This is a genomic window from Bacillus sp. 05T22 (assembly GCF_056396765.1).
This window is the reverse complement of record NZ_JBFTMC010000004.1, coordinates 1-26182: the sequence shown is the minus strand read 5'-3', so window position 1 is coordinate 26182 and position 26182 is coordinate 1. Positions and strand designations below refer to the sequence as shown.

23 protein-coding genes and 1 pseudogene are annotated in these 26182 nt (G+C 35.5%); 15 read left to right on the top strand and 9 right to left on the bottom strand.

The features are described from left to right. Positions 1 to 119 precede the first annotated feature (119 nt). The 5 genes from AC1DIT_RS02395 (at position 120) to AC1DIT_RS02375 (ending at position 4080) form a co-directional block, all read left to right on the top strand. On the top strand, positions 120 to 422 hold the full coding sequence (locus AC1DIT_RS02395) for a metal-sensing transcriptional repressor (RefSeq protein WP_016113071.1): 303 nt from the start codon (positions 120 to 122) through the stop codon (positions 420 to 422). Positions 423 to 438: 16 nt separating this feature from the next. Continuing rightward, positions 439 to 2829: a heavy metal translocating P-type ATPase gene (locus AC1DIT_RS02390; RefSeq protein ID WP_016113072.1), complete on the top strand. Its 2391-nt coding sequence runs from the start codon at positions 439 to 441 to the stop codon at positions 2827 to 2829. Positions 2830 to 2925: 96 nt separating this feature from the next. Next, positions 2926 to 3129, top strand: a complete 204-nt coding sequence (gene copZ / locus AC1DIT_RS02385; RefSeq protein WP_003195128.1) for a copper chaperone CopZ — start codon at positions 2926 to 2928, stop codon at positions 3127 to 3129. Positions 3130 to 3272: 143 nt separating this feature from the next. Continuing rightward, the gene (locus tag AC1DIT_RS02380; RefSeq protein ID WP_016132539.1) at positions 3273 to 3791 is read left to right on the top strand and encodes an RNase A-like domain-containing lipoprotein; all 519 of its coding nucleotides are present in this window, start codon (positions 3273 to 3275) and stop codon (positions 3789 to 3791) included. A 16-nt stretch (positions 3792 to 3807) separates the two neighbouring features. Then, positions 3808 to 4080 (top strand): hypothetical protein, encoded by a 273-nt coding sequence (locus tag AC1DIT_RS02375; protein ID WP_016113074.1) that lies wholly within the window; start codon positions 3808 to 3810, stop codon positions 4078 to 4080. 4 nt (positions 4081 to 4084) lie between these two features. On the opposite strand, the gene AC1DIT_RS02370 is transcribed toward AC1DIT_RS02375, so the two are convergent. From AC1DIT_RS02370 to AC1DIT_RS02360, 3 genes are all read right to left on the bottom strand, one after another. Then, the gene (locus AC1DIT_RS02370) at positions 4085 to 5338 is read right to left on the bottom strand and encodes a VanW family protein (protein ID WP_016113075.1); all 1254 of its coding nucleotides are present in this window, start codon (positions 5336 to 5338) and stop codon (positions 4085 to 4087) included. 246 nt (positions 5339 to 5584) lie between these two features. After that, positions 5585 to 6601, bottom strand: coding sequence for an LCP family glycopolymer transferase (locus AC1DIT_RS02365; protein ID WP_033670997.1), 1017 nt, complete (start codon positions 6599 to 6601; stop codon positions 5585 to 5587). Positions 6602 to 6793: 192 nt separating this feature from the next. After that, positions 6794 to 7972 carry a NupC/NupG family nucleoside CNT transporter gene (locus AC1DIT_RS02360; protein WP_476998040.1) on the bottom strand — a complete coding sequence of 393 codons (1179 nt, stop codon included), beginning with the start codon at positions 7970 to 7972 and terminating at the stop codon, positions 6794 to 6796. A 91-nt stretch (positions 7973 to 8063) separates the two neighbouring features. On the opposite strand from AC1DIT_RS02360, the pseudogene gloA2 reads away from it, so the two are divergent. The 3 genes and pseudogenes from gloA2 to aspA all read left to right on the top strand — a co-directional run bounded on the left by gloA2 (position 8064) and on the right by aspA (position 11544). Next, positions 8064 to 8450 (top strand): annotated as a pseudogene (gene gloA2, locus AC1DIT_RS02355) (SMU1112c/YaeR family gloxylase I-like metalloprotein). Between the two features lie 161 nt (positions 8451 to 8611). Continuing rightward, positions 8612 to 9928, top strand: a complete 1317-nt coding sequence (locus AC1DIT_RS02350; RefSeq protein WP_016113079.1) for a hemolysin family protein — start codon at positions 8612 to 8614, stop codon at positions 9926 to 9928. Between the two features lie 182 nt (positions 9929 to 10110). Next, on the top strand, positions 10111 to 11544 hold the full coding sequence (gene aspA / locus AC1DIT_RS02345) for an aspartate ammonia-lyase (RefSeq protein ID WP_016113080.1): 1434 nt from the start codon (positions 10111 to 10113) through the stop codon (positions 11542 to 11544). A 105-nt stretch (positions 11545 to 11649) separates the two neighbouring features. On the opposite strand, the gene AC1DIT_RS02340 is transcribed toward aspA, so the two are convergent. Then, positions 11650 to 13269, bottom strand: coding sequence for a lactate permease LctP family transporter (locus tag AC1DIT_RS02340; RefSeq protein WP_016131179.1), 1620 nt, complete (start codon positions 13267 to 13269; stop codon positions 11650 to 11652). Between the two features lie 870 nt (positions 13270 to 14139). Between AC1DIT_RS02340 and AC1DIT_RS02335 the strand changes: the two genes are divergently transcribed. Then, positions 14140 to 14427 carry an ArsR/SmtB family transcription factor gene (locus AC1DIT_RS02335; protein ID WP_003195107.1) on the top strand — a complete coding sequence of 96 codons (288 nt, stop codon included), beginning with the start codon at positions 14140 to 14142 and terminating at the stop codon, positions 14425 to 14427. A gap of 178 nt (positions 14428 to 14605) precedes the next feature. Beyond that, complete coding sequence (locus AC1DIT_RS02330) at positions 14606 to 14785, top strand: acid-soluble spore protein H (RefSeq protein ID WP_016113082.1); 180 nt, start codon at positions 14606 to 14608, stop codon at positions 14783 to 14785. Positions 14786 to 14814: 29 nt separating this feature from the next. Here the strand turns inward: AC1DIT_RS02330 and AC1DIT_RS02325 are convergent, their stop codons facing one another. Together AC1DIT_RS02325 and AC1DIT_RS02320 are read right to left on the bottom strand one after the other, a co-directional pair. Then, entirely contained in the window at positions 14815 to 16206 is a 1392-nt protein-coding gene (locus AC1DIT_RS02325; protein ID WP_016113083.1) for a peptide MFS transporter, read from the bottom strand. A 382-nt stretch (positions 16207 to 16588) separates the two neighbouring features. Continuing rightward, entirely contained in the window at positions 16589 to 17554 is a 966-nt protein-coding gene (locus AC1DIT_RS02320; RefSeq protein ID WP_476998039.1) for an ABC transporter substrate-binding protein, read from the bottom strand. 195 nt (positions 17555 to 17749) lie between these two features. Between AC1DIT_RS02320 and AC1DIT_RS02315 the strand changes: the two genes are divergently transcribed. From AC1DIT_RS02315 to AC1DIT_RS02305, 3 genes are read left to right on the top strand one after another with little or no spacing between them, the layout of a single operon-like run. Beyond that, the gene (locus AC1DIT_RS02315; RefSeq protein ID WP_016113085.1) at positions 17750 to 18754 is read left to right on the top strand and encodes a FecCD family ABC transporter permease; all 1005 of its coding nucleotides are present in this window, start codon (positions 17750 to 17752) and stop codon (positions 18752 to 18754) included. Further along, the gene (locus AC1DIT_RS02310) at positions 18751 to 19809 is read left to right on the top strand and encodes a FecCD family ABC transporter permease (protein WP_016113086.1); all 1059 of its coding nucleotides are present in this window, start codon (positions 18751 to 18753) and stop codon (positions 19807 to 19809) included. The genes AC1DIT_RS02315 and AC1DIT_RS02310 overlap by 4 nt, the downstream gene beginning before the upstream one ends. Positions 19810 to 19869: 60 nt before the next feature. Further along, positions 19870 to 20697: an ABC transporter ATP-binding protein gene (locus AC1DIT_RS02305; protein WP_016113087.1), complete on the top strand. Its 828-nt coding sequence runs from the start codon at positions 19870 to 19872 to the stop codon at positions 20695 to 20697. A gap of 27 nt (positions 20698 to 20724) precedes the next feature. Here AC1DIT_RS02305 and AC1DIT_RS02300 read toward each other — a convergent pair whose 3' ends face one another. Further along, a complete protein-coding gene (locus AC1DIT_RS02300) occupies positions 20725 to 21456 on the bottom strand; it encodes a class I SAM-dependent DNA methyltransferase (protein WP_016113088.1) in 732 nt (243 codons plus the stop codon). A 214-nt stretch (positions 21457 to 21670) separates the two neighbouring features. On the opposite strand from AC1DIT_RS02300, the gene AC1DIT_RS02295 reads away from it, so the two are divergent. Together AC1DIT_RS02295 and AC1DIT_RS02290 are read left to right on the top strand one after the other, a co-directional pair. Beyond that, positions 21671 to 22861: a glycine C-acetyltransferase gene (locus AC1DIT_RS02295; protein ID WP_016132540.1), complete on the top strand. Its 1191-nt coding sequence runs from the start codon at positions 21671 to 21673 to the stop codon at positions 22859 to 22861. A 35-nt stretch (positions 22862 to 22896) separates the two neighbouring features. Beyond that, on the top strand, positions 22897 to 23871 hold the full coding sequence (locus AC1DIT_RS02290) for an L-threonine 3-dehydrogenase (protein WP_476998038.1): 975 nt from the start codon (positions 22897 to 22899) through the stop codon (positions 23869 to 23871). Positions 23872 to 23951: 80 nt separating this feature from the next. Here AC1DIT_RS02290 and AC1DIT_RS02285 read toward each other — a convergent pair whose 3' ends face one another. Beyond that, positions 23952 to 24230, bottom strand: a complete 279-nt coding sequence (locus tag AC1DIT_RS02285; RefSeq protein ID WP_033670998.1) for a hypothetical protein — start codon at positions 24228 to 24230, stop codon at positions 23952 to 23954. 161 nt (positions 24231 to 24391) lie between these two features. After that, positions 24392 to 26182 (bottom strand): vWA domain-containing protein (locus AC1DIT_RS02280; protein WP_476998037.1); only part of this gene is annotated, 1791 nt, incomplete at its 5' end.

The following is a 26182-nucleotide window of genomic DNA, read 5'->3' as shown; positions in this document are numbered from 1 at the left end:
CATATTTGGTCAATATAGGCAAGTGTGGATTTTAATTAAAAAATATAAATTTTCACAGTAAAAACTTGCAACATTATACCCCTTACGGGTATAATGTATATAGAGAAGGGGGTATACGGATGGACCATTGTTCAAATCAAGAAAAGATGGTTCCGCGAACGGACGAAGAGATCGAGAAGGTTGTAAAACGCTTAAAAAGGATTGAAGGTCAAGTGCGCGGTATACAAAAAATGATTGAAGAAAATCGTTATTGTGTAGATGTATTGATTCAAATTTCTGCGGTGCAAGCAGCGTTAAATAAAGTCGGTTTTTCATTGTTAGAGCGACATACAAATCATTGTGTCGCTAAAGCGATTCAAGAAGGTAATGGAGATGAATCTATTCAAGAGTTAATGAAAGTCATCAAACAGTTCTCAAAATAGAAAGGAGACGAACTGTATGGGTCAGACAAAACAGATCACGGTTGGTATTGATGGGATGACATGTTCAGCTTGTTCAGCCAGAATTGAGAAGGTGTTAAATAAGTTAGAAGGTGTAGAAGCAAATGTAAATTTAGCTATGGAACAAGCAACGGTTCAATACGATGTGGACGCGCAATCTGCAGAGTCAATCACAAATCGTATTGAGAAACTTGGTTATGAAGTTCGGACGAAAAAGGTAAGTCTAGATATTGATGGAATGACATGTGCCGCATGTTCAAATCGGATTGAAAAAGTAATTGGAAAAATGGAGGGAATCGAGAGTATTACTGTTAATCTGGCGATGAATACTGCAACAATCGTATATAAAGATGGCCTTATTACTATAGAATCTATTTTAGAAAAAATAACGAAACTCGGTTACAAAGGGAAACTCCAAGAAGAGACTGAACCAAATAAAAAAGCAGACAACTTAAAAGGGAAACGAAAACAGCTATTTCTTTCTATTCTGTTATCATTACCGCTTGTCTATACAATGGTAGCGCATATGCCATTTGAAACGGGGCTATGGATGCCGCATTTTTTAATGAATCCATGGGTGCAATTATTGTTTGCAACACCAGTACAATTTTATATCGGTTCACAATTTTATATTGGTGCATACCGTTCTTTACGAAATAAAAGTGCGAATATGGATGTGCTTGTTGTACTTGGTACATCAGCCGCATATTTTTATAGCTTATATGAAGGTTTGAAAACATTACAAAATCCATCGTATTCATCGCAGCTGTATTTTGAAACGAGTGCAGTGCTCATCACATTAATTCTTGTTGGAAAATATTTCGAATCTGTTGCGAAAGGAAGAACAACGGAAGCGATTTCAAAATTAGTAAGTCTACAAGCAAAAGAGGCATTGGTCATTCGTGATGGACGTGACATGTTAATTCCAATCGAAAGTGTTGTTATTGGTGATACCATTGTTGTAAAACCAGGTGAAAAGATACCTGTAGATGGTATTGTTTTATCAGGTATTTCGTCAGTTGATGAGGCAATGATTACCGGTGAATCAATCCCCGTGGATAAACAGGTCGGTGATGCTTTAATAGGTGCAACAATTAATAAAAACGGTATGTTAACAATGCGTGCTGAAAAAATTGGAAAAGATACAGCCCTTGCAAATATTATTAAAATTGTGGAAGAAGCGCAAGGGTCTAAAGCGCCAATTCAGCGTATGGCAGATACAATTTCTGGTATATTTGTTCCAATCGTTGTTGTTGTYGCAGCAGTTGCCTTTTTAATTTGGTACTTTGCCATTACTCCGCAAAATTTACCGCAATCTCTTGAAGTAGCTATAGCAGTATTAGTAATTGCCTGCCCTTGTGCACTGGGACTGGCAACACCAACTTCTATTATGGTTGGAACAGGAAAAGGTGCAGAGAAAGGCATTCTTTTTAAAGGTGGAGAGTATTTAGAAGCAACGCATAAAATTAATGCTGTTTTATTAGATAAAACGGGTACGGTTACAAAAGGGAAACCAGAAGTAACAGACGTAATGAGCCTGCAAGATGACATGCTTTTATTTGCGGCTTCTGCAGAAAACGTTTCTGAACATCCGCTAGCCTCTGCAATTGTAGAATATGGAAAACAAAATCAAGTTTCTTTACTACCTGTAGAAACGTTTCGTGCAGTACCTGGGCATGGAATTGAATCGATTATAGAAGAGAAATCAGTTATCATTGGGACTCGAAAATTAATGAGTGAACACAGCGTTAATATAGCGGAATATGAGAATGTAATGAATGAGCATGAAGCAAACGGAAAAACGGTTATGCTTGTAGCAATTGGGGGTCAGTTTGCAGGGATGATTTCTGTTGCTGACACGATAAAAGAAAGTTCAAAAGAAGCTATTCATACGATGCAATCTGCCGGAATTGATGTTTATATGGTAACAGGAGACAATAAACGAACTGCTGAAGCAATTGCAAAACAGGTTGGTATCAATCATGTATATGCAGAAGTATTGCCAGAGCAAAAAGCAAATATTGTAGAACAATTACAGCAAAAAGGAAAGCAAGTAGCAATGGTTGGTGATGGTATTAATGATGCTCCAGCACTAGCGAAAGCGGATATAGGGATGGCGATTGGAACAGGTGCAGATGTAGCAATTGAAGCAGCTGATGTTACATTGGTTGGAGGAGATTTAGGGCATATTCCACAAGCAATTGATTTAAGCCAAAAAACGATGAAAAATATTCGTCAAAATTTATTTTGGGCATTATTTTATAATGCGATTGGTATCCCCATTGCGGCAAGTGGCTTATTAGAACCCTGGGTAGCTGGAGCGGCGATGGCATTTAGTTCTGTTTCGGTTGTAACGAACGCTTTGCGTTTGAAGCGTGTTAAAATATAAAGTGAAGCCAATGTTTTTACGAGCAATGCACCTTATTATAGGTTATGCTGCTCATAAATAATAAATAAAAGATTTATAATTAAGGAGGAATTGGAAATGACTGTAACATTGAATGTACAAGGAATGACATGTAATCATTGTAAAATGGCTGTGACAAATGCATTGCAAGAACTAAACGGAGTAAATGGCGTAGCAGTTGAATTGCAAGCGGGCACAGTGGCTGTTGAATATGATGAAGCAAAAGTGAATATAGAGCAGTTAAAAGATGCCATTGAAGAGCAAGGATACGATATTGTATAAAGTGAAATTGTTATCAATCAGGCAAATATTCATGTAGAAAAAATAAGACAAAGTGTGTAGGGTTTTAGAATTCTACACGCTTTTTTATATGTGAAATTGACTTTTTGTGAAGTTACGATAATAATCATGAAAGAGGTGATATGATGAAACGATTATGGGGTACTTTCTTGAGTTGCTTGTTTGCAATGGTTCTTATCTTAAGCGGTTGTGCGGGACAAGAGCAAAAAAAAGCGAACCCGAAAGAAAGTAATTCAACATCAGTAGAAAAAATTAAAGATACGATTTTAGATGAAATGGAAGGACCGCCGAAAAATGGCCATACGATAGAACGACATGTTGGGAAAACAGAAGATGAGCTAAAGAAGCGGTTGCAGACAGATAAAGTATCAGCTGCAAGTACATATTATGATAAAGAGATAGCAACAAAAGCTGTAAAAGATAGCTTAAAGCAACATGAGCAGGAAATTGAGAAATGGTTAAAGAATTCCAAAGAAAATCGTCTTGTATTAAATGCGAARCACTCATTTCCTGTTGGAAAAACGGTATTAAAGCGAGATATGAGTGTAAAAGATAAGCTTATGAATACAGTTACCGTTCTGGTGAGAGATAAATCAGGGGCATTAGGATTTAAAATCATTACTTCCTATCCATCAGATAAGTAAGAAAGGGGGGGGGAGCATGTATCCGACACTTCAATATTTCTTAAGAGCATATTGCACGTTAAGTGTGTATGAGGATGAAATAATAAATGTAATGACTGAGTTTCTAGAACAAGAGGATCAGGAAACAATTGAAAAATTAAAAAGCGAGTTATTACATATAAAGCAGACAGAGGCATGGGAAGAAGGTTGTTCAATAGTAGCTAAACAAGGAAGCCGTATATGGTCGTTAGAAGAGACGAGGGAACATATGGGGACATTTGTGCGTTTATTGCAAAATAAAAAGGCGTGAATCATCACGCCTTTTTGTATACGCTTTTTGAAATTTGGCCATTTGAGATGACTTGACCGTTTTGTGTTACTTTTTTATATGTGATAGCCGTAATTTTATTTTCAGTCTCGCCAATTACTTTTGATGAAACTTCTACGTTCTTGCCAGTAGGTGTACCGAAAATACGTGTAGTTATGCTGCTACCATTGGAAGACGCTTGAATGTAAATATATTTACCAGTATTATTTTTGAATTTTAAATCTGGACCATAGTCTGCTACAGCAGCATCTTGACCAAGTGGCAAGTAATGAACAGGCATAGAGTGGTTACTACGAGCAACAACTCCTAAATCAGCACGTAATGCTGCCCCATATAGAGTACTACTCACTTGGCAAACCCCACCACCGGCGCTCTGGACAACTTTTCCTTGTAGGAATACAGCAGCAGATTTATAGCCATGCGCAGCATCTGTAATACCAACGCGTTCATTGAAACTAAATGTTTCATCAGGTGCTACAATTGCTCCGCTTAAAGTATTAGCAGATTTGTTTACATTAAAGGATTGGCTCCCGTTTCGACCAGCCATAGGAGTAGAATATTCAGCAATCACTTGTGTAATCCCCATATTTTGCATATCTTCTGTAGAGTGTTCGGGCTTTATGGAGGCAATTGGGAGCTGAATATCTTGTGTACCAGCAGTAATTGCTTTTGCTGTTAATTCTTTTAATTTATCTTTATCAACTTTTTCGCCATTTTGACTTTGACTAATATTTACTGTTGTTCCGGAAACACTTAATTCAGCATTTACAGGTTCCTTTAAGGTTTCGTTATATTTTTCTTTTATAAAGGCTTCATAAGTAGCTGTATTTAACTGTGGCGTTAGTTTATATTCACGTTTTAACTCGCCATTTTCAGCTTGTTTTCGCATTTTATAGCGATTTATCACATTTCCTTTTTGCTCTTTAAAGATTTTTTCGCTAATTTCCGTTTCTTTATATTCAACACCTAAGTCTTTCCACGTATAAGCTTGTGTATTGCCTTGGAATGTATAGTTAAGAGATTTTTTGTTTGATTCATCAATTTTTTGTTGAATAATTTCTTGAACATCTTTTTTACTTTTGCCATCAAGAGAAGTGCCTTCAAATGTAGTATGTGGTAATACATTTGTATCAAGCTGTTTATTCAATTTAGACACGTATTGATAACCACCAATCCCACCTGCACATAGTAATATTCCACCAGTGACAGCAGAACCAATCAGTAAGTTACGTAGCTTCATTTACTTCCCCCCAAAAAATTAATATATAAGGTCATATGTATTCATTTTTTATGTATGAATGATAAAAATAGTATTATGTATGTACTAGTATACTATTATTTTAATTGCGGGTGTAATATTTTTATAAAAAACGTTACACTTCTGTAACATTTGTCTCTTTTTGTCATTATTTGCGAAAGAAAATGAAAGTATTTTGTTGAAAATTATAATAAAAAGGCTGCTAGGAAAGTCCTAGCAGCCTTTTTATTATAATTTTTTATGTTCAGTTTTATTCGTAACATCGAGATGTTGTTTCAATGTTTTAGATATGTCCTGTACACTCTTTTCGTCAGGAATGTAGTAGTAGATGCCACTTATATATTTATCGTCACCTTTTACTTGGAGTTTATCCATCTTTAGATTGGAGCCCATTGTGCTCTTTGTAATTGTCATCATGTCATCAAATGTTAAGTTTGTTTTTAAATCATGATCAACAGCATCTAATAAGCTGCTAATTTTATTAATGGAATTTATGGATAGCGCTTTTTGAGCAATTGCTTCCAAAACAAGTTGCTGACGCTGACCACGCATATAATCGCTGTCGATATGACGAGTTCTAGCTAAAGCAAGTGCTTCTTCACCATTTAAATGCTGACGCCCTTTTTTTAGATGGATTGCACCTGGTTCGTCCTTACTATTTTGTTCTGTAAATTCAACAGGAACATCAACATCGATGCCACCAAGGGAATCTACAATTTTTATAAAGGATTTAAAGTTAAATTTAACATAATAGTCAACAGGAACATTTAAAAAGTTCTCGACTGTATCAATCGTACTATCTACGCCCCCAAATACGTGAGCATGCGTAATCTTATCTTGTTTATCGCGTGATTTAATATATACACGAGAGTCACGTGGTATACTAACAAGTTTTACTGATTTATCATTTTTATTAATTGTGGCAAGTAATAATGCATCGGTACGCGTTGCTTTGCCGTAAGATTTTTCACGGAGGTCACTTTCATCAACACCCATAATAAGGACAGAAACATTGTCCGTCATCGGTTTAACAGCTTTTTCTCGTTTATCCGATTTATCTCCTCTATCTAATTTAGAATATGCATTATTTACAATTGATTTTGCTTTACTGTATATATGGAAGGAATAGCTTCCGCCACCAATTGTTACAATAAGTAATGGAATGAGAATAAACCATAGTAGGCGTCTTTTTTTAAATCGCCTCTTTGAGGTTCTATTCGTGTTTTCTATATCAGATTTCATTATTTAGTTCTCCTTTAAATCATTCAATTTGTATATTATCTTATAATGCATAGGTGAGACACATAAAAAGATATTGTACGCTAAATAGATGTTGTTGTACATGTATAAAAAAATAGATGCCTCGAGTATTTATGAGACATCTATTCGTATTGTATACAAAAAGTATGAATAAGAAAAGGATCAAATTTTACCTTCTTATAGCATAATGCTTACAATAATTGCAGATAAAATGCTGACGAGTGTCGCACCGTACAACAGTTTTAAACCGAAGCGAGCAACGACATTCCCTTGTTCTTCATTTAATCCTTTAACAGCACCAGAAATAATTCCTATAGAAGAGAAGTTTGCAAAGGATACAAGAAAAACTGAAATAATGCCTACTGTACGAGGAGTGAGGCTGTTTGCAAGCTTACTGAGATCCATCATGGCTACAAATTCATTCGTTACAAGCTTTGTAGCCATAATACTTCCTGCTGCGACAATTTCGTTACTTGGCACACCAATAAGAAAAGCGATAGGAGAGAAAACATAACCAAGTAATTGCTGAAATGTAATTCCAAAAATAATATGGAATAAATCATTGATACAGCTAATTAAGGCAACAAATCCAATCAGCATAGCACCGACAACAATAGCAACACGAAATCCGTCTAGAATGTATTCTCCAAGCATCTCAAAAAAGGTTTGCTTTTCACCCTTAATTTCTAAAATATCTTCTTCTTCTTTAACATCATATGGATTAATAATAAGTACGATAATAAAGCCGCTAAATAAATTTAAGACAAGAGCAGTTACTACATATTTTGGTTCAATCATTGTCATATAAGCACCGACGATTGACATCGATACGGTCGACATGGCGGAGGCGCATAGTGTATAGAGACGATGTTTTGGAATTTGCGCAAGCTGTTTTTTTACGGTAATGAATACTTCTGATTGGCCTACAATGGCAGAAGCGACAGCATTATAAGATTCAAGCTTTCCGAGTCCATTTATTTTACTAAGGAAAAAACCGATCCAACGAATACAGAATGGTAATATTTTAAAATGTTGTAAARTACCAATTAAGACGGAGATGAAGACAATTGGTAAGAGTACATTTAAGAAGAAWGGCATTTCACCTTTATTCGTAATACCACCAAATACAAAGTTTACCCCAGATGCAGCATAGGCCAATAATTTCGTAAATACATTAGAAATCATGGTTACAAGTATGAGGCCGATTTCTGTATTTAATAGTAAAAAGGTTAAAATTAACTGTATAATAAGCATAATGAAAATCGGTTTGAATTTGATATGCTTTTTATTGTTACTTGCAATGAAGGCAAGAAAGAAAACAACGGCAAGACCGAGAAAAAAAGTAACAAACTTCATAATAAGCCTCCTTATGATGTGTTCTGTTATATAGGTTTTTCATTTCAAGGGAGAATATGCATGTTAGGTAAAGAGAGGAATGAAGTAGAGTATGAATATATCTAGAGTGCATCATATTGCAATCATTTGTTCTGATTACGAAACATCTAAAAATTTTTATGTTAATATATTAGGGTTTAGAGTGTTGAATGAAGTTTACAGAGAAGAAAGGGATTCGTATAAATTAGATTTATGTGTAGGAGGATAGTATCAAATTGAGTTATTTTCATTTCCAAATCCTCCAAAGCGGCAAAGTTTTCCTGAAGCAGCTGGTCTTAGACATTTAGCATTTGCAGTTACGGATATACACGAAGCAGTGGGGCATCTAAAGCGATGTGGAATAAAGACAGAGCCAATACGTGTTGATGAAATAACAGGGAAACAGTTTGTGTTTTTTCAAGATCCTGATTGTTTACCATTGGAGTTATATGAGAACTAAAAATTGGGGAAATTTATATAGGTTTGCTTTTTGACAAATGAAGAGAATAAGAACAAAGTGAAACTTCCATTCGTTTTTCTTTCAATCAGCTTCTTTGATTGAAAGAAAACTTCTTTTAAAAAGGAGGTGTAACTTTAGCTAAGAAAAGCTAAAGGCGTTCTTTGGAAATTGCTAAATTAATTATGGTTGTTATTCTTATTGCATTAACTGGTTTTTTTGTGGCAGTTGAATTTGCGATTATAAAAGTGCGCAGTAGTCGCATTAATCAGCTTGTAGGAGAAAAAAAACGTGGCGCACTAGCAGCTAAGAAAGTGATTTCAAATTTAGACGAATATTTATCAGCATGTCAGCTCGGAATTACAATTACAGCTCTAGGGCTAGGCTGGTTAGGCGAACCAACGATAAAGCATGTATTAGAACCGATATTTTTAAAAATTGAACTTTCATCTGCGATTGCGAGTACTGTTTCTTTTATTATTGCATTTGCTGTTATTACATTTTTGCATGTTGTGATTGGAGAGCTAGCACCAAAAACATTTGCTATTCAAAAAGCAGAACAAGTAAGTTTGTTACTATCTCAGCCGCTCATTTATTTTTACCGGATTATGTATCCGTTTATTTGGGCTCTAAATGGCTCAGCTCGCCTCGTGACTGGCATATTTGGATTATCCCCTGCTTCTGAGCATGAAGTTGCACATTCAGAGGAGGAATTAAGACTTATTTTATCGGAGAGTTATAAAAGCGGAGAAATTAATCAGGCGGAATTTAAATATGTAAATAATATTTTTGAATTTGATAATCGGTTAGCAAAAGAAATTATGGTTCCACGCACTGAAATAGTTGGTTTATATGAAGATGAACCGTTCGAAACACATATTAAAGTGATTGGACAAGAAAAGTATACAAGGTATCCTGTATTTGGAGAGGATAAAGATGAGATTATTGGGATGGTTAATGTAAAAGACTTATTTATTCGCTATATGGATGGTGGACAAAACGAAGAATGTTCTATTATTCCGTATACGAGACCTGTAATTGAAGTTTTGGAAAATATCCCAATCCATGATTTGTTACTGCAAATGCAGAAAAGAAGAATTCCCCTTGCCGTTTTATATGATGAATATGGGGGGACGGCGGGAATTGCAACACTTGAAGATATTTTAGAGGAAATAGTTGGTGAAATTCGGGATGAATATGATGAAGATGAACATCCACCCATCGAACATATAAGCGAAACGTATAAAATTATCGATGGAAAAGTACTCATTAGTGAAGTGAATGATTTGCTCGGTTTACATTTGTTTGCTGACGATGTAGATACGATTGGTGGTTGGATTATGATGCAAAAACAGACAATTGTTGAAGGTGATGTCATTGAAACGAATGGCTGGATTTTCAAAGTTCTTGAAAAAGATGTGCATCAAATTAAACGAGTAGAAATAAAGAAAGTTGAAGCGGAAGATACAGCAATTGCGTAATCTTTATAAATTAGAAGTATGAGTGCGTCATCGATTTTGCAGAAAAACAGTATTGTTTGCGCTTTCAAAAAAGGTGCTATATATTGAAGGAAGATATAGAAATATATCTCTTACAAAAATCATATTTTTATAGAAATCGTTTTTAGGTCATCGATTAGAATGAAAAGTATAGGTGATGAAAAATGGTAGCAACGAAAGGGATACGTATTGAAAAAGATTTTTTAGGAGAAAAGGAAGTACCAAATGCAGCTTACTATGGTGTTCAAACATTACGAGCAGTAGAAAATTTTCCGATTACAGGATATCGTATTCATACGTCATTAATTAAAGCAATGGCAATGGTTAAAAAAGCTGCAGCACTTGCAAATATGGAAACAGGTTATTTGCACGCAAATATTGGGGAAGAAATTGCAAAATCGGCTCAGGAAATTATTGATGGGAAGTTTCATGAGCAGTTCATTGTAGACCCAATTCAGGGCGGGGCAGGGACTTCTATTAATATGAATACAAATGAGGTTATTGCAAACCGTGCACTTGAGAGAATGGCGCATGAAAAAGGAAACTATGCAATCATTAGCCCGAATACACATGTGAACATGGCGCAATCAACAAATGATGCGTTCCCAACAGGAATTCATATTGCGGCGCTTATGATGCTAGAAGAACTTCTTATTACAATGGATGCACTTCATCGTGCATTTACCGATAAAGCAAAAGAATTTGATCATGTGATAAAAATGGGGCGTACACATCTGCAAGATGCAGTTCCAATTCGTCTTGGGCAGGAATTTGAAGCATATAGCCGAGTGCTTGAGCGTGATATAAAACGCATTAGGCAGTCTCGTCAACATTTGTATGAAGTGAATATGGGCGCAACGGCGGTTGGGACCGGATTAAATGCAAATCTAATTTATATTGAGCAAGTTGTAAAGCATTTACGCAGTATTAGCGGATTTCCACTAGTTGGTGCAGAACATTTAGTGGATGCAACGCAAAACACAGATGCGTATACAGAAGTATCAGCAACACTAAAAGTATGTATGATGAATATGTCTAAAATTGCAAATGACTTGCGCATTATGGCATCTGGCCCACGTGTCGGATTGGCTGAAATTCAATTACCAGCTCGTCAACCAGGATCATCTATTATGCCAGGAAAAGTAAATCCAGTTATGGCAGAAGTAATTAATCAAGTGGCCTTCCAAGTTATTGGAAATGACCATACAATATGTTTAGCATCAGAAGCAGGACAATTAGAACTAAATGTAATGGAGCCGGTGTTAGTATTTAATTTAATTCAATCCATTAGTATTATGAATAATGCATTCCGCGTATTTCGTGAGTATTGTATTAAAGGTATTACTGCAAATGAAGAATTGTTAAAACAATATGTTGAGAAAAGCGTTGGGATTATTACAGCGGTGAATCCTCATATTGGATATGAGGCGGCATCTCGCATTGCTCGCGAAGCGATTGAAACAGGTAAATCTGTTCGTGAGCTTTGCTTAGAGCATGGTGTGTTAACAGAAGAGGAACTTGATATTATTTTGGATCCATATGAAATGACACATCCCGAAATTGCTGGTGCGTCGCTATTGAAGAATAAAAAATCCTGATACTGTGTGTATTAGGATTTTTTTATACCAAAGTATAAGAATGAGTGAATGGTTAGAAAGAAGAAGATAAAAAAACGATCCCACGTGAGGGATCGTTTTCATCTTTTAAAAGATATTAAATATAGAGTTAAGTTGAAGTAAACTAATTATGACTAAGAAAATCAAACTATATTTCATTGCTGTTTTAAATAGGACAGATTCTTTACCAACTAGTCCAACTGCCGCACAAGCAACTGCTACAGATTGTGGTGATACCATTTTTGCCATTGTGCCACCGACTACGTTTAAAGCAACAAGTGTAGAAGGTACGATATCTAATTGTGCTGCAGTTACTGCTTGAAGTGGTGCAAATAATGAACCACTTGATACTACAGAACCAGTTAAGAATACGCCAATCCAACCTAAGATTGGAGATAAGATTGGGAAGGCCTTACCAGTAGATGATAAAGCTAGTCCAAGAGTAGAAGACATACCAGAGTAGTTTGTTACATATGCTAATGCAATTACACTACAAATTGTATAAATTGGAGCTTTTAGCTCTTTTAATGTTTCAATAGTTAGTTCTTTAACCAATTGGCCTTTTGCGCGATATACAAGTAAAGATACGATAATTGCTAGTACAATTGCAGTAGTTGTAGATGAAAATACATCTAGCTTGAAGATTGCTGCAAATGGTGTATCGGCATTTACAATTGGTGTTGTTTTAATAACGTGATTGTGTAAACCAGGAATCTGGATATTAAATACTAAGTTTGCTAACGCACCGTTTGGAGCGAATAAACTTTTGATTGCTTTTAAATTGAAAATTGTTACGAATGCAGTTAAGAATGCAAATGGTGACCAAGCGTATAAAATTTGTTTCATTGTGTAGCTATGTTTTTCTACTTGTTCTTCAGTTTGAGCTGAAGATTTTGGTTGCCATACACGTAGGAATAATGCAAGTGCAACCATGCTGACAACTGCAGCGAAAATATCAGTTAATTCTGCGCCAAGGTAGTATGTTACAACGAACTGAGTAATAGCGAAAGAACCACCACTTACAAGGATACCTTGCCAAGTTTCTTTAATTCCTTTAAAGCCATCTACCATTGCAACAAGTAAGAATGGTAATACAAAGCTAATGAAAGGTAATAATGTTACAGCTTGACGACCAACAGTTAATGCATCCATTTGAGTTAATTGAGCAGGTACTGTAACTGGTATTCCCATTGCTCCCATTGCGCCACCAGCAATATTTGCAACTAAACAAATACCTGCTGCGTTTAATGGGTTAAATCCCATACCTACAAGTAATGCTGCTGTAATTGCAACCGGTACACCGAATCCAGCTGCACCTTCTAAGAAAGCACCGAAAGAATAAGCGATTAATAATACTTGAAGGCGACGGTCGCTTGTAATACTTGAAATACTGTCGCGAATAACATTAAATTGCTCAGTTTTTACTGTTAATTTGTAAAGAAAGATTGCTGCAATAACAATTGTACAAATTGGATAAAATCCAGCTGCTACACCAAATGCAGCTGATGATACTGCCATTGTTGCAGGCATTTTATAAACGAATATGGAAAGAATGATTGCTAAAATTACGCTATAAAGTCCTGATAAATATCCTTTGATCTTAAATACTGTTAAACAAAGAACAAAGAATAAGATTGGAAGAGCAGCGACAAGTGCTGATAACCAAATGTTGTTTAACGGGTCATAAATTTGTGTCCAAGTACTCATAATAATGACAACTCCTATCTATAATATGTGAAGGCATTCACATTATTTGTGAAACAATTCACAATCAACTTACATCGCTAAGTATATTCCTCTTCAACACTATTGTCAACGTAAAAAAGTATAATTATTCCATAATGGTGTTAACTTTAAAAATTTCGTTACATTTTGTTCATAAACTAGACAAAAAGAGGAATCGTGTATATTAAAGTACACGATTCCTAATTTATCCCGCATTAACGGGCAGTAAGATCCACACTTCAAGATTTAGAGGGAAATGAGGAAGATAGGTGGGGGATGAAGAAAACCCCACTGATGGGCTCTCCATATACGCAACCATATGTTCATATGTCATTGGTCCTACATGTTTAAAATGAATAATTCTTTTGTCATCAAGAATAAAGGAGGAAGTTTTGGATAATTGTATAGTCAAGTGCAATATTAATTAAGACTATTATTAACCGCTTTTTAATTGTGGATCCTCCCTTTTACTAAAATTTAACTCTTCCCATCGTAACAAAGCAATTTTTATAGGTTGAATAACTAAAAAGATTACATTCACATATCATTTAAGAACAATATTTTACAATATTATTACGGTAAATATTGTGAGTGAAAAAATATAACAAAAAGGTTGAGAAAACAGCATTTAGAAGCAAAGTATTCCGATCTGTATTTTTTGCTTTTTCACTAAGCCGTGTAGTATAATATTCAAAATCAGCAGGGGTTTCTGCCCTTAATTGTATGTTGATAAAAGGAGGAAAAAATTTTTTTATTTTAGGTTGATAAAGTTGTGTCGTAACAGGAAATATAAAAACAAATATATAAAAATAAATAAAGTGAAAATAAAAATGAAAAAATGAGGGGAACTTTATGAATCAAAATCAATTTGATTGTCGTATTTCAGAAGAGGATGTACAAATGCTACGAGCGTTAGCTCACCCGCTCCGTCTTCGCCTTGTAATGGAGCTTATGGGGCGTGGAACTTGTAACGTAACACAATTGCAGGAAGTATTAGAAATTCCGCAATCTACTGTTTCACAGCATTTAACGAAATTAAAGCAGAATAAAGTTGTTCGTTTTGAAAGACGTGGATTAGAAGTATATTATCAAGTGCATAATGAGAAAGTAAGTGAAGTTGTAAAGACGCTATTTTCATAAAATTTGAATATTATGGAAAAAGATGTGCAGAGATGCACGTCTTTTTTATTTAAAAATAGGTGTGAAAACTCCACTTCAAGATCTGAAGGAGAGAAGTGACGAGAGTCTTCACGGAATATATTTCAAAGAGAAATGAGAAGATAAATAAGAGTGTAATAAGTAAAAGGAGGAATGAAGGATGGATGTAAAGCGCGTAAAACAAATTTTATCATCTTCGAGTAGAATCGATGTAACTTATCATGGTGTACCGGTTTGGATTGAAAGTTGTGATGAGGGACGTGGGATTGCAAATGTATATGATGTGAAAACACCAAATGAAACAGTACAAGTAGATGTTACAGCGCTAGAAGAGGAATAAAAAAAAGCGGAGAATTTTCTCCGCTTTTTTTATTCCATCATATGTGCAATTTTTTTAGAGAACATAAGAAGTACTAACCCAAGTACAATTACGATAATACCAATACTTGCGAATACTTCTAAATAACCTAAAGATTGTGTGTAAGCTGCTAACATCCCGGATAGCTTATTAGCAAATCCACTACCAGCTAACCATACACCCATTAATAAAGAAGCTAATTTTACAGGTGCAATGTTACTTACCATTGATAGACCGATAGGTGATAGGAACAATTCACCTATTGTATGGAACATATATGTGATAACAATAAACAGTAAGTTAGCCTTTGCTGTAATATGAGCTTCGTCACTTCCTGTTTTTAGAACTGCTAATGTTAATGCAAGATAACCGACTCCTAATAAAATCATCCCAAGTGCCATTTTTGTTGGAACCTTTAAATCGCCGCGTTTAGTTTTAGATAACTTAACCCATAATGCAGATACAAATGGTGCTAATAAAACGATAAATGCTGGGTTAACAGATTGGAACCAAGATGTTGGAATTTCCCATCCGAAAATAGTGCGATCAACAAACTTATCTGTATAAAGAGTAAAAGAACTACCTGCTTGTTCAAAGCCTGCCCAGAAGAAGACAACGAAGCAAGTTAAAATAACGATTGCCCAAGTACGGTTCTTTTCTTGTTTTGTTAAAGGTTTTTTCTCAATTACTTTTGCATTTTTGTCTTTTGATTTTTTACCTATAACTGTTGTTCCTGCTTTACCAAGGTAACGAGGAGCTAATAGGTTAAAGAAAATCTGACCGATAATCATACCGATACAAGCAGCTAAGAATCCATATTTATAACCCATAACCATAACGCCATCAACGCTTGTTTTAAAGAAATCTTCTGCTAGGAAACCGCAAATAAGTGGTGCAAAGAAAGCCCCTACGTTGATACCCATATAGAAAATTGTAAAAGCACTGTCACGACGTGAATCATTTTCACCGTATAATTCACCTAATAGAGTAGAGATATTTGGTTTGAAGAATCCATTACCAATAACTAATAATCCTAATCCTAAATAAAGTCCAGTTGTTGTATTCATTGAAAATAGAACAAAGTTACCAATTGCCATAATAATACCACCAAGAGTAATTGCAAGACGTCTTGGGATAAAGTGGTCAGTTAACCATCCGCCAATAACTGGTGTAAAATATACAAGCATTGTAAATGTACCATAAAGTTGCACAGCGTCTGCTTTATCAAATCCTAAACCGCCACTAACAGCAGCTGTTGTTAAATAAAGAACTAAAAGGCCACGCATTCCATAGTAACTAAATCTTTCCCACATTTCTGTTAAGAACAACAAATATAATCCAGGTGGATGTTTTTTTGGTGATTGTTGTTCTTCAGCTTTTTTTAATTTTAAAGCTGCATCCATTTTTGCTTCCCCCTAATCCTGTATAACGGATATTTATGTAATCATTTTAATTTACAAAATATTTAGAAGTCAATAGAATTATATGGGAATAGAAAGGAAATTTTTAAAATAATCTATTGAAGCTTCGACCGTTATTGTATTTTTCCCTGAAAACTAGATAATAAGCGTTTTCAAATGTAATATTTGAATTCCAAAAGAAAATAAAATAATGATTAATCAGAAAATTTAGATTAAAACAACTATTCCGATATACAGAAATTATATTTTATTTACTATTACAATATAACATATTGAGAATAAAAATACAAAATGAAATAATGTGACATTTTTGTGTGAGCGAAATGAAAACAGCTCCCGAAAGGGGAGCTGTTTTTGAAAAATATTATTTTACAAATCGTTTTTCAATATCATCTAGCATTAAGTTTGCTGCCATTACACCGCCAGCTGTATTCCAAATCACATCGTCAACTTGATATACTTTGTTGTTTTTTACAGCATTTAAGTTTTTGAATAAAGGATCATTTATATATTCTTTCTCAAGTTCAGAGCCTTTTTTCTCATTTCCTTGATTGTAAGTAAAGTAGAAGATGATATCGCCATCCATTGCAGGGATGCGTTCTTTAGATACGTTACGTTCKGCRAARTCATYTTTGTTTTGATCACCAGGACGTTTGAAGCCAAGTTCTTTTAAAATAACACCAGAGAATGTATCGCCGTGATAAATACGAACATCACCAGGCATAAAGCGTACCATAGAAATTTCTTGATTTACTTTATCCCCAAGCTTTCCATTTAAGTCTTTGATACGTTTGTCGTAATCAGCTAATACCTTTTGACCTTCTTTTTCTTTATTCAATGCTTTTGCATAAAATTTAAAGTTATCTTTCCATTCACCGCGTAGTGTTTCTGAGAAAACAGTAGGAGCAATACCTTTTAGCTGCTCGTACACTTTTTCTTGACGCATTTTGTTACCGATAATTAAATCAGGTTTTAAAGCAGCAATTGCTTCGATATTAACTTGACTTTCGTTACCGACAGATTTTACATCTTTCATTTTATCTTTCATATGTGGATACCATTGGTCACTAGTTGGTGGTTGTACAGCACCGATCGGTTTTACACCGAGAGTAAGTAAAGCTTCTGTTCCTTCATTTGTTAAAACAACAACACGTTTTGGATTAGCAGGAACTTCTGTTTTACCCATTGCATGTTCGACAGTAATCATTTCTTTCTTTTCTTCTTTTTTAGGTTCTGCCTTGTTAGATGAGTTACTACATGCACCTAAAAGGAGTGAAAATGATAGTACGAATGCAAATAACGCAAACGATTTTTGTTTGATGAAATTCATTATGTATCCCCCTACATATTGAGAATGGTTTTCATTGTCAAAACTGATATTACGGTTTAATAAATATATTGTCAATAGTAATAATTTACAATCATTATTACTACAAATGAAAATAATTATCACTATCATTGACAATGCGAATTAAGTTACAATACACTAATAACGTATCATTATGCATTAAAGGAGAAACGCTGCATGTTATTAAAAACAAATCAAGCAAAATGGGTTGGATTATTTGTTGGAATCATTGCAGTTATTACTTGTATTTGGGGGAGTATTATTTTCGGATATACAAATACGAGTTGGAAGTTAGCACTCGATGCTTTTTTCCATTTTAATGGTTCGAATGAACATATTATTATTCAAAACGTACGTCTTCCACGTGCGCTTATCGCTGCTAGTGTTGGTGCTAGTTTAGCCATCGCTGGTTGTTTTATGCAAACTTTAACAAAGAATCCCCTTGCTGCTCCAGACTTTATTGGATTAAACTCAGGTGCTGCCTTTTTTATTGTTGTAGCCATTGTTGTTTTTTCGATAACATCTTTGTCAGCGTTTACGTGGATCGCCTTTTTAGGTGCAGCAGTTGCTGCAGCACTTGTATTTGCTTCTAGTTCTTTAGGAAAAGAAGGGACAACTCCTCTTAAGTTAACGTTGGCAGGGGTAGCGATAAGTGCCCTATTCTCTTCTTTAACACAGGGACTGCTTGTATTAAATGAAAAAGCGTTAGAAGAAGTGTTGTTTTGGCTTGCTGGTTCCGTACAAGGCAGAAAGTTAGAAGTATTACAATCCGTATTTCCATATTTATTAGTTGGTTGGATTGCCTCTCTCCTAATGGCAGGGAAAGTGAATACGCTAATGATGGGAGAAGATGTAGCAAAAGGGCTAGGACAACGAACAGTGATGATGAAGGCATTTGTACTACTTATTATTGTTTTATTGTCAGGTGGATCTGTTGCTGTTGCAGGACCAATTGGATTTGTTGGAATTATTACCCCTCATTTCGCAAGAGCTCTTGTTGGTGTAGATCATCGCTGGAGAGTTCCATATAGTGGTTTGCTAGGTGCCATTCTACTATTATTTGCAGATATTGCTGCGAGATATGTGATTATGCCACAAGAAGTTCCAGTAGGGGTTATGACAGCATTTATTGGTGCACCATTCTTTATTTATATTGCACGTAAGAGAGGGCTTAGCAAATGAAGAAGTATATTCCGTTTCGTATAGGAAAAGACGGCCTCTCGTTTTTAATGTATAAACGAGCTTGTCTCGTCTTATTCAGTTTATTAGTCATTTTAACTGGCTTGTTTTTTGCAAGTGCGGGTATGGGGGAGATGAAAGTAGCTCCATATGATGTATGGCAAGCAATCATTGGAAACGGTGATGCAATGTCAAATATGGTTGTCAATAAATTTCGTATGCCACGTATTCTAATTGCAATTCTTGTAGGAATAGCTCTTGCTGTAGCAGGTTGTATTTTACAAGGACTCGTTCGAAATCCGCTTGCTTCGCCTGATATTATTGGAATTACAGGTGGTGCAAGTGTAGCGGTTGTACTATTTCTTGCTTTATTTAGTGATAAGAACAATGCATTAACAGTAAGCATTCATTATATGCCGCTAGCAGCATTTATTGGTGCAACTGTCGTCGCATTTTTTGTATATTTATTCGCATGGAGAAATGATGGATTATCAGCAGTTAGTCTTGTTTTAATAGGTGTCGGATTTTGGGCACTGACAAAGGCAGCGACAACATTATTTATGCTGTTAGCGCCAATCTATCAAGCGAGCCAAGCAAATGTATGGATTACCGGTACTGTTTACGGATCTTCCTGGCAAAACGTAGGGGTGTTAGCACCTTGGGTTCTTATCTTAACAGTGGTTGCATTTATATCAGCGAGACATTTAAATGCACAAGAACTTGGTGATGATATTGCTGCCGGACTTGGGATTCGTTTAACAAAATCACGTTTTTTCCTGCTACTCCTAAGTACGGCGTTAATTGGGGGAGCGGTTGCCTTTGCAGGTGGAATCGGATTTGTTGGTTTAATGGCGCCGCATATTTCAAGAAGATTGGTTGGTTCTTTATATGGTGCATTACTTCCAGTAGCAGCTATTGTCGGTGCGATTTTAGTACTTGCTGCCGATTTAATTGGGCGCACAGTCTTTGCTCCGCTTGAAGTTCCAGCAGGTGTATTTACATCAGCAATCGGTGCTCCGTATTTTATTTATTTACTTTATAAAAGTCGAAATTCATAAAGGTAAAAAAATACATAGATGATTTTCTGTCTATAAAAAACGGGGTAAAGGAAGATGAACATGAACATGCAAAAAGCACTAGAGACTAAATCATTAACATTGTCTTACGGTGAAACAACTATAATTAATGAGTTGAATTTAGAGATTCCAAAAGGAAAGATTACGATTTTTATCGGTTCTAACGGCTGCGGAAAATCCACTTTATTACGTTCACTTGCTCGTTTATTAAAACCGACATCGGGTGATATTTTATTAGAAGATAAAGCAATTCAAAATATGCAAACGAAGCAAATTGCTCGTCAAATGGCAATTTTACCACAAGGACCTCAAGCTCCAGAAGGACTTACTGTACTGCAACTTGTGAAACAAGGACGTTACCCATATCAAACATGGCTGAAGCAATGGTCAGAAAAAGATGAGGAAATGGTACAAAAAGCGCTTGCTGCAACAGGTATGACGGAATTTGCTGAACGTGATGTTCATGCTCTTTCAGGTGGACAACGTCAGCGCGCTTGGATTGCTATGACGCTTGCACAAGATACAGATATTATTCTGTTAGATGAGCCGACAACATACTTAGACATGACACATCAAATTGAAGTGCTAGATTTATTATTTGAATTAAATGAAACAGAGCAAAGAACAATCGTTATGGTACTACATGATTTAAACTTAGCGTGCCGCTATGCAGACAACATTGTAGCCATTCAAGATAAACAAATTTATGCGCAAGGTAAACCAGAAGAAATTGTTGATTGTAAATTAGTTCGTGATGTATTTCGGATGGATTGTCAAATCATAACCGATCCGTTATTTGGAACGCCGCTTTGTATTCCGCAGGGAAGAGGAAGATGTTTACTTCCACAAGCAGCGCAGGTAGTGAAATGAAAAAAGCGATGAAATTTCATCGCTTTTTTATTTTTTACAAGAAAACAAGAGAAAAAGAGGAATACGCAATCGGCGTGTATATTCTTCTTCGCTTTGAAAATGGTTTCGTTTTGGTGTTGCTTCTCGTAAATCTGTAATTGTAAATCCAGCTTGTTGTAAGAGTGTAAAATATTGTTCGATGGTGCGGTGATATTTAATGACATCCTGTTCAATCCATGGTTCAATACGCTCTCCAGTTTTGAAATAATTGTCGATAAGCCAACTTGTTCTCTTACCGCTAGTTTGTAAACTCTCGAATGAAGAGGTAATAACGGGATGTTGAACGCTAAAAGTGAAGATGCCGTCGTTTTTTAAAGTTTGATAAACATTTTGAAAAATAATATCGAGATGTTCAATATAGTGCAGAGCGAGTCTAGATGTAACAAGATCAAAAGTAGAAGAGGGGTATGTATAGTCTTTGAGGTTTATAAAATGGACGATTCCACTTTTATTTTCTAGTTGTTTTATAGCTTCTGTATACATAAGGTGAGAGCCTTCAATACCGGTATAGGATAAGCAACCTTTTTGTAATAACTCTACACCGAACTGGGCATCACCACATCCTAGATCAAGAATTGTCTTTTCTTTCACATCACCAATGAGCTGCAATAAGGCTGGTTTTTCGATTGTATCATTTGGATTATCATTTCGATATCTACGCTTCATGTACTGTTCAAAAAAAGAATCGTTATTATATACTTCAGATTCTGTAAATGCCATTTTCTCAGCTCCTAAAAACATTTTTTTTATTCTATCAAACAATCGAAGTAAATCATAGATTTCTTGTATTTAATCCTATATAATTAAAAGTTGTAAGCGTTTTCTTCAAGCTATTTTTCTATAATAAATTTCGAAAACGTGTTAAGCTAGTAGAGGGATTATTAGCATTATTAAGATAATAATCCGCTTACATGAACGATAGGGAGGCTTCACGATGTCTAGTAAAACACTCGCAAACTTTTTGGAAGAAAATTTAGAGGATTTAAAAGCAAAGGGGCTTTATAACGTAATTGATCCGCTAGAAAGTCCAAATGGACCAATCATTACAATTGGCGGRAAAGAATATATTAACTTATCTTCAAAYAACTATCTTGGWTTAGCRACWGAYAATCGYYTRCAAGAAGCAGCRATTGGTGCAATTCATAAATATGGTGTTGGTGCAGGGGCGGTTCGTACAATTAATGGTACTCTTGATTTGCATATCAAATTAGAAGAAACAATTGCAAAGTTTAAACATACAGAAGCAGCGATTGCATATCAATCAGGATTTAACTGTAATATGGCAGCGATTTCAGCTGTTATGGATAAAAATGATGCGATTCTTTCTGATGAATTAAACCATGCGTCTATTATTGACGGTAGCCGTTTATCGAAAGCAAAAATTATCGTTTATAAACATTCTGATATGGAAGATTTACGCAAAAAAGCAATCGAAGCGAAAGAATCCGGTCTTTATAATAAATTAATGGTTATTACAGATGGCGTTTTCTCAATGGATGGTGATGTTGCGAAACTACCAGAAATCGTTGAGATTGCAGAAGAGTTAGATTTAATGACATATGTAGATGATGCACATGGTTCAGGCGTACTTGGACAAGGTGCAGGGACTGTAAAACATTTTGGTCTTTCTGATAAGGTAGATTTCCAAATTGGTACATTATCAAAAGCAATTGGGGTAATTGGAGGATATGTAGCAGGGAAGCAAAACCTAATTGATTGGTTAAAAGTTCGTTCACGTCCATTCTTGTTCTCAACAGCTTTAACACCAGCKGATGCRGCKGCTTGTATGAGRTCWATTGAAATTYTAATGGAAAGYACAGARYTACAYGAYCGTTTATGGGAAAATGGYCGYTATTTAAAACAAGGKTTAAAAGAGCTAGGCTTTAGCATTGGAGAAAGTGAAACACCAATTACACCTTGTATTATTGGCGATGAAGTATTAACACAAGAGTTTAGTAAACGTTTAAATGAAGAAGGCGTATACGCAAAATCAATTGTGTTCCCAACTGTAGCAAAAGGAACAGGTCGTGTTCGTAACATGCCAACAGCGGCTCATACGAAAGAGATGCTTGATGAAGCAATTCGTAAGTATGAAAAAGTGGGAAAAGAAATGGGAATCATTTAACACAATTACATCTTTTGAAAGCTTGCAAATGAGGAGTGGGGAAAATGAAAAAAATTCTAGTAACCGGTTCTTTAGGGCAAATTGGTTCTGAACTTGTAATGAAACTTCGCGATGTATACGGTGCATCAAACGTTATTGCGACAGATATTCGTGAAACAGATAGTGATGTTGTAAAATCTGGTCCATTTGAAACATTAGATGTAACTGATGGTCAGAAACTACATGATATTGCGAAACGGAATGAAGTGGATACAATTATTCATTTAGCAGCTTTACTTTCAGCGACTGCAGAAAAAAATCCGCTATTTGCTTGGAATTTAAATATGGGTGGACTTGTAAATGCATTAGAAGCGGCACGTGAACTTGACTGTAAATTTTTCACGCCAAGTTCTATTGGTGCATTTGGTCCAACAACGCCAAAAGATAATACACCACAAGATACAATCCAGCGTCCTACTACGATGTATGGGGTAAACAAAGTAGCAGGAGAATTATTATGTGATTATTATCATCAAAAATTTGGCGTTGATACGCGCGGTGTACGTTTCCCAGGTTTAATTTCTTATGTAGCTCCTCCAGGGGGCGGTACAACTGATTATGCAGTTGAAATTTATTATGAAGCAATTAAAAAAGGTGCTTACACCTCTTACATTGCGGAAGGCACATACATGGATATGATGTATATGCCAGATGCACTGCAAGCAATTGTTTCATTAATGGAAGCAGATCCAAGTAAGTTGATACATCGGAACGCTTTTAATATTACCGCAATGAGCTTCGAGCCAGAACAAATTGCAGCAGCAATTCGCAAGCATATTCCGACGTTTACAATGGATTATGCTGTGGATCCAGCTCGTCAAACCATTGCTAACAGCTGGCCAAACTCAATTGATGCAACAGCAGCGAAAGAAGAGTGGGGCTYTAAAGCGGAGTATGATTTAGATAAAATGACAGCTGATATGCTGGCCAAGTTAAAAAAAAAGTTAACAGCTGAGTTAGTACTTAGTTAATGAAGGGAACCGATTCGATTGAATCGGTTCTTTTTGTCAGCATACCTAAACTTAGTCTAGGGAAGAAATGAGTTTTCTCGTTATATAGACTTTACCTTATTCGTATCTAGACTTCCTGATTCGGCGCTAGCTTCAGGATATTGTTGTTCCGTTTCTTCATATTGTTTTTCATATTCGTAGCTAAATGCTTTATGCGCTTTTTGATCTTTCTCCCAAGGAGTCGATTTTCCTAACTTTCTGTTAGTGGAAGAACCGTAAGGACCCTCAGGAAACTCTTCGGGAATGACATATTGATGTCTTGCTTCAGCAGCTGTAACATCCGTATATTGTTCATCCTTTTTTTGGGACAAATGAAACATCCTTTCAAATATATTTGATAGTAGACTTCTTCCTTAATATACCCAAAAAGATTTCTATGAATTTTTCATTTCCTTTTATCAGCGCTTTTTCAAATATATACATATATCGAGGGTTCGACAAATTACAACTAAAAAACAGGAGCAAAATCAGCTCCTGTTTCCTATTCAATCGTCTTCAGCAATAATTTCTTCAATAACGGCTTAATCTTTAAGCGTAGATCTTCAGCGTGGTTTGCAACTAAGAAATGATGGTTATAAATATTTTTCATCAATTGATATGTCGCTTCTTTTGCCTCGCCTTCTTCGATAAAGATACCGATGACTTCCATACCGCTTTTACGAGCGAGTTTAACAGCTTCATGTGTGTCTAAAATACCATCTTGTTGGTAGTCTAAAGCAGATGGTTCACCGTCTGTAAATACGAGTAGGAATTTATGTTTTTCTGGTCTTTTTGCAAGTTTTTCTGAAACGATGCGGATAATGTAACCGTCACGATTGTCTTCTTCTTCGCGAAGTTGCATAATTTCTGGTCCAACGTTTGGAAGCGTTGAGTTTTGGTATGTTACAACTTCATGAATTACGTTTGGCTTATCTTCTGGTGTCGCACTAGAAGCATCTTCCCAGAATCCACTAATTGCATGTGGAATTTTTAATGATTTTAATGCTTCATGGAATAGAACAACACTTTTCTTCGTTTCTTCCATTTTGTTATACATAGAACCAGAGCAGTCGACTAATAGTTGAAAGGCAACGTCAAGTTCTTGTGATTCTTGTCCCTTTTTATAAAACATGCGCGGCTGTTTTTCTGTATAAATACGAAGGAATTTCTTACGAAGTCTTCCGTAATATTTATCACTATTTGCGTTTGTTTTATTTTCGATCGTCTTCTCAATGATTTTCTTTAACTCTTTTACATCTTTATTAACGACAGATTTAATGGCTTGATAATCTTTTTTATCATCAGGATTTGGCTTGCGTGCTTCTTTAAATGTATGAGAGGCACCAACATTATATTTACCGTATATGCCTTCATTTTGACTAGAAGCATGGGAAGCTCTTGCTTCTTCTGTATCAGCCCCATCAAAGTTAGATTGCGTACTTTTTTGAGAAGTCCCTTGTACAGAACCAAGTGCTTGATCGCCATCTTCTGATTCACGAGCAGTATCACCCATCATATTTGTTTTTGTTCCGCTTTCTAATTCAAAGCGTAAAAAGTTCTCGTTTTCGTTATTTTTATTTTCACGATGCCATGTCGAGAAGCTTTCATTAATTTTATTTTTATTCTCATCATCTACGATTTGAGTATCATCATTTGCTAAATCTTCTACGCGCCCATCTTTTTCTTCTGCAATGACAGATAAGTAGAGTGGGGCGTGTCCGAAATAGTTATTGATCATATCATTTTCCAGAAGACCTTCTAGACGATAGCGAATTTTTTCAACGACGTACATAATATCTTCCGTATTACGTGCTTGGAATGTTTCGTGTAAAATCGTTTCAATTTGCTCGAAATATTCATTGTTGAACATTTCATATTTATCGCTCGTTAATGAAAGATAACATAAACAAAATAGACGATCACCGTGATAATTACGAACGCGGTTTATTTCATTTTGTGAGCCGAAGTAATTACGATACATTTCTTTTCGGCGCTTAAAAATATGTTTTGTGCCAGGACGTAAGCTTTTCACGATTTCCTCAACACGTAAATCTTCTAATAAAACAAATAATTGTGTTAAAAACTTTTTAAGAGGAGATTCTTGTAATTCAATTGCATAAGAGCGAATTAAAGTCATGTCCGAGTAATGTTTATTACCAAGTGCTTTTAAAAACACTTCGCTTTTTAATCCGATTACGGTATCTTCTTCTTTTCGATCATCCCAAAAGTGACTAATGACAACCTTTTTTTCTATTTCGTCGTAGTATGCTTTATAGCCATACTCAAGGTAGGC

What these genes read in the sequence shown, in the direction of transcription:
- AC1DIT_RS02325 (WP_016113083.1), bottom strand. Translation starts at nt 16,206, where the DNA reads ATGGATGCAGCTTTAAAATTAAAAAAAGCTGAAGAACAACAATCACCA.
- aspA (WP_016113080.1), top strand. Translation starts at nt 10,111, where the DNA reads ATGGTAGCAACGAAAGGGATACGTATTGAAAAAGATTTTTTAGGAGAA.
- AC1DIT_RS02310 (WP_016113086.1), top strand. Translation starts at nt 18,751, where the DNA reads ATGAAGAAGTATATTCCGTTTCGTATAGGAAAAGACGGCCTCTCGTTT.
- AC1DIT_RS02315 (WP_016113085.1), top strand. Translation starts at nt 17,750, where the DNA reads ATGTTATTAAAAACAAATCAAGCAAAATGGGTTGGATTATTTGTTGGA.
- AC1DIT_RS02285 (WP_033670998.1), bottom strand. Translation starts at nt 24,230, where the DNA reads ATGTTTCATTTGTCCCAAAAAAAGGATGAACAATATACGGATGTTACA.
- AC1DIT_RS02395 (WP_016113071.1), top strand. Translation starts at nt 120, where the DNA reads ATGGACCATTGTTCAAATCAAGAAAAGATGGTTCCGCGAACGGACGAA.
- copZ (WP_003195128.1), top strand. Translation starts at nt 2,926, where the DNA reads ATGACTGTAACATTGAATGTACAAGGAATGACATGTAATCATTGTAAA.
- AC1DIT_RS02375 (WP_016113074.1), top strand. Translation starts at nt 3,808, where the DNA reads ATGTATCCGACACTTCAATATTTCTTAAGAGCATATTGCACGTTAAGT.
- AC1DIT_RS02305 (WP_016113087.1), top strand. Translation starts at nt 19,870, where the DNA reads ATGAACATGCAAAAAGCACTAGAGACTAAATCATTAACATTGTCTTAC.
- AC1DIT_RS02300 (WP_016113088.1), bottom strand. Translation starts at nt 21,456, where the DNA reads ATGGCATTTACAGAATCTGAAGTATATAATAACGATTCTTTTTTTGAA.
- AC1DIT_RS02340 (WP_016131179.1), bottom strand. Translation starts at nt 13,269, where the DNA reads ATGAGTACTTGGACACAAATTTATGACCCGTTAAACAACATTTGGTTA.
- AC1DIT_RS02370 (WP_016113075.1), bottom strand. Translation starts at nt 5,338, where the DNA reads ATGAAGCTACGTAACTTACTGATTGGTTCTGCTGTCACTGGTGGAATA.
- AC1DIT_RS02335 (WP_003195107.1), top strand. Translation starts at nt 14,140, where the DNA reads ATGAATCAAAATCAATTTGATTGTCGTATTTCAGAAGAGGATGTACAA.
- AC1DIT_RS02330 (WP_016113082.1), top strand. Translation starts at nt 14,606, where the DNA reads ATGGATGTAAAGCGCGTAAAACAAATTTTATCATCTTCGAGTAGAATC.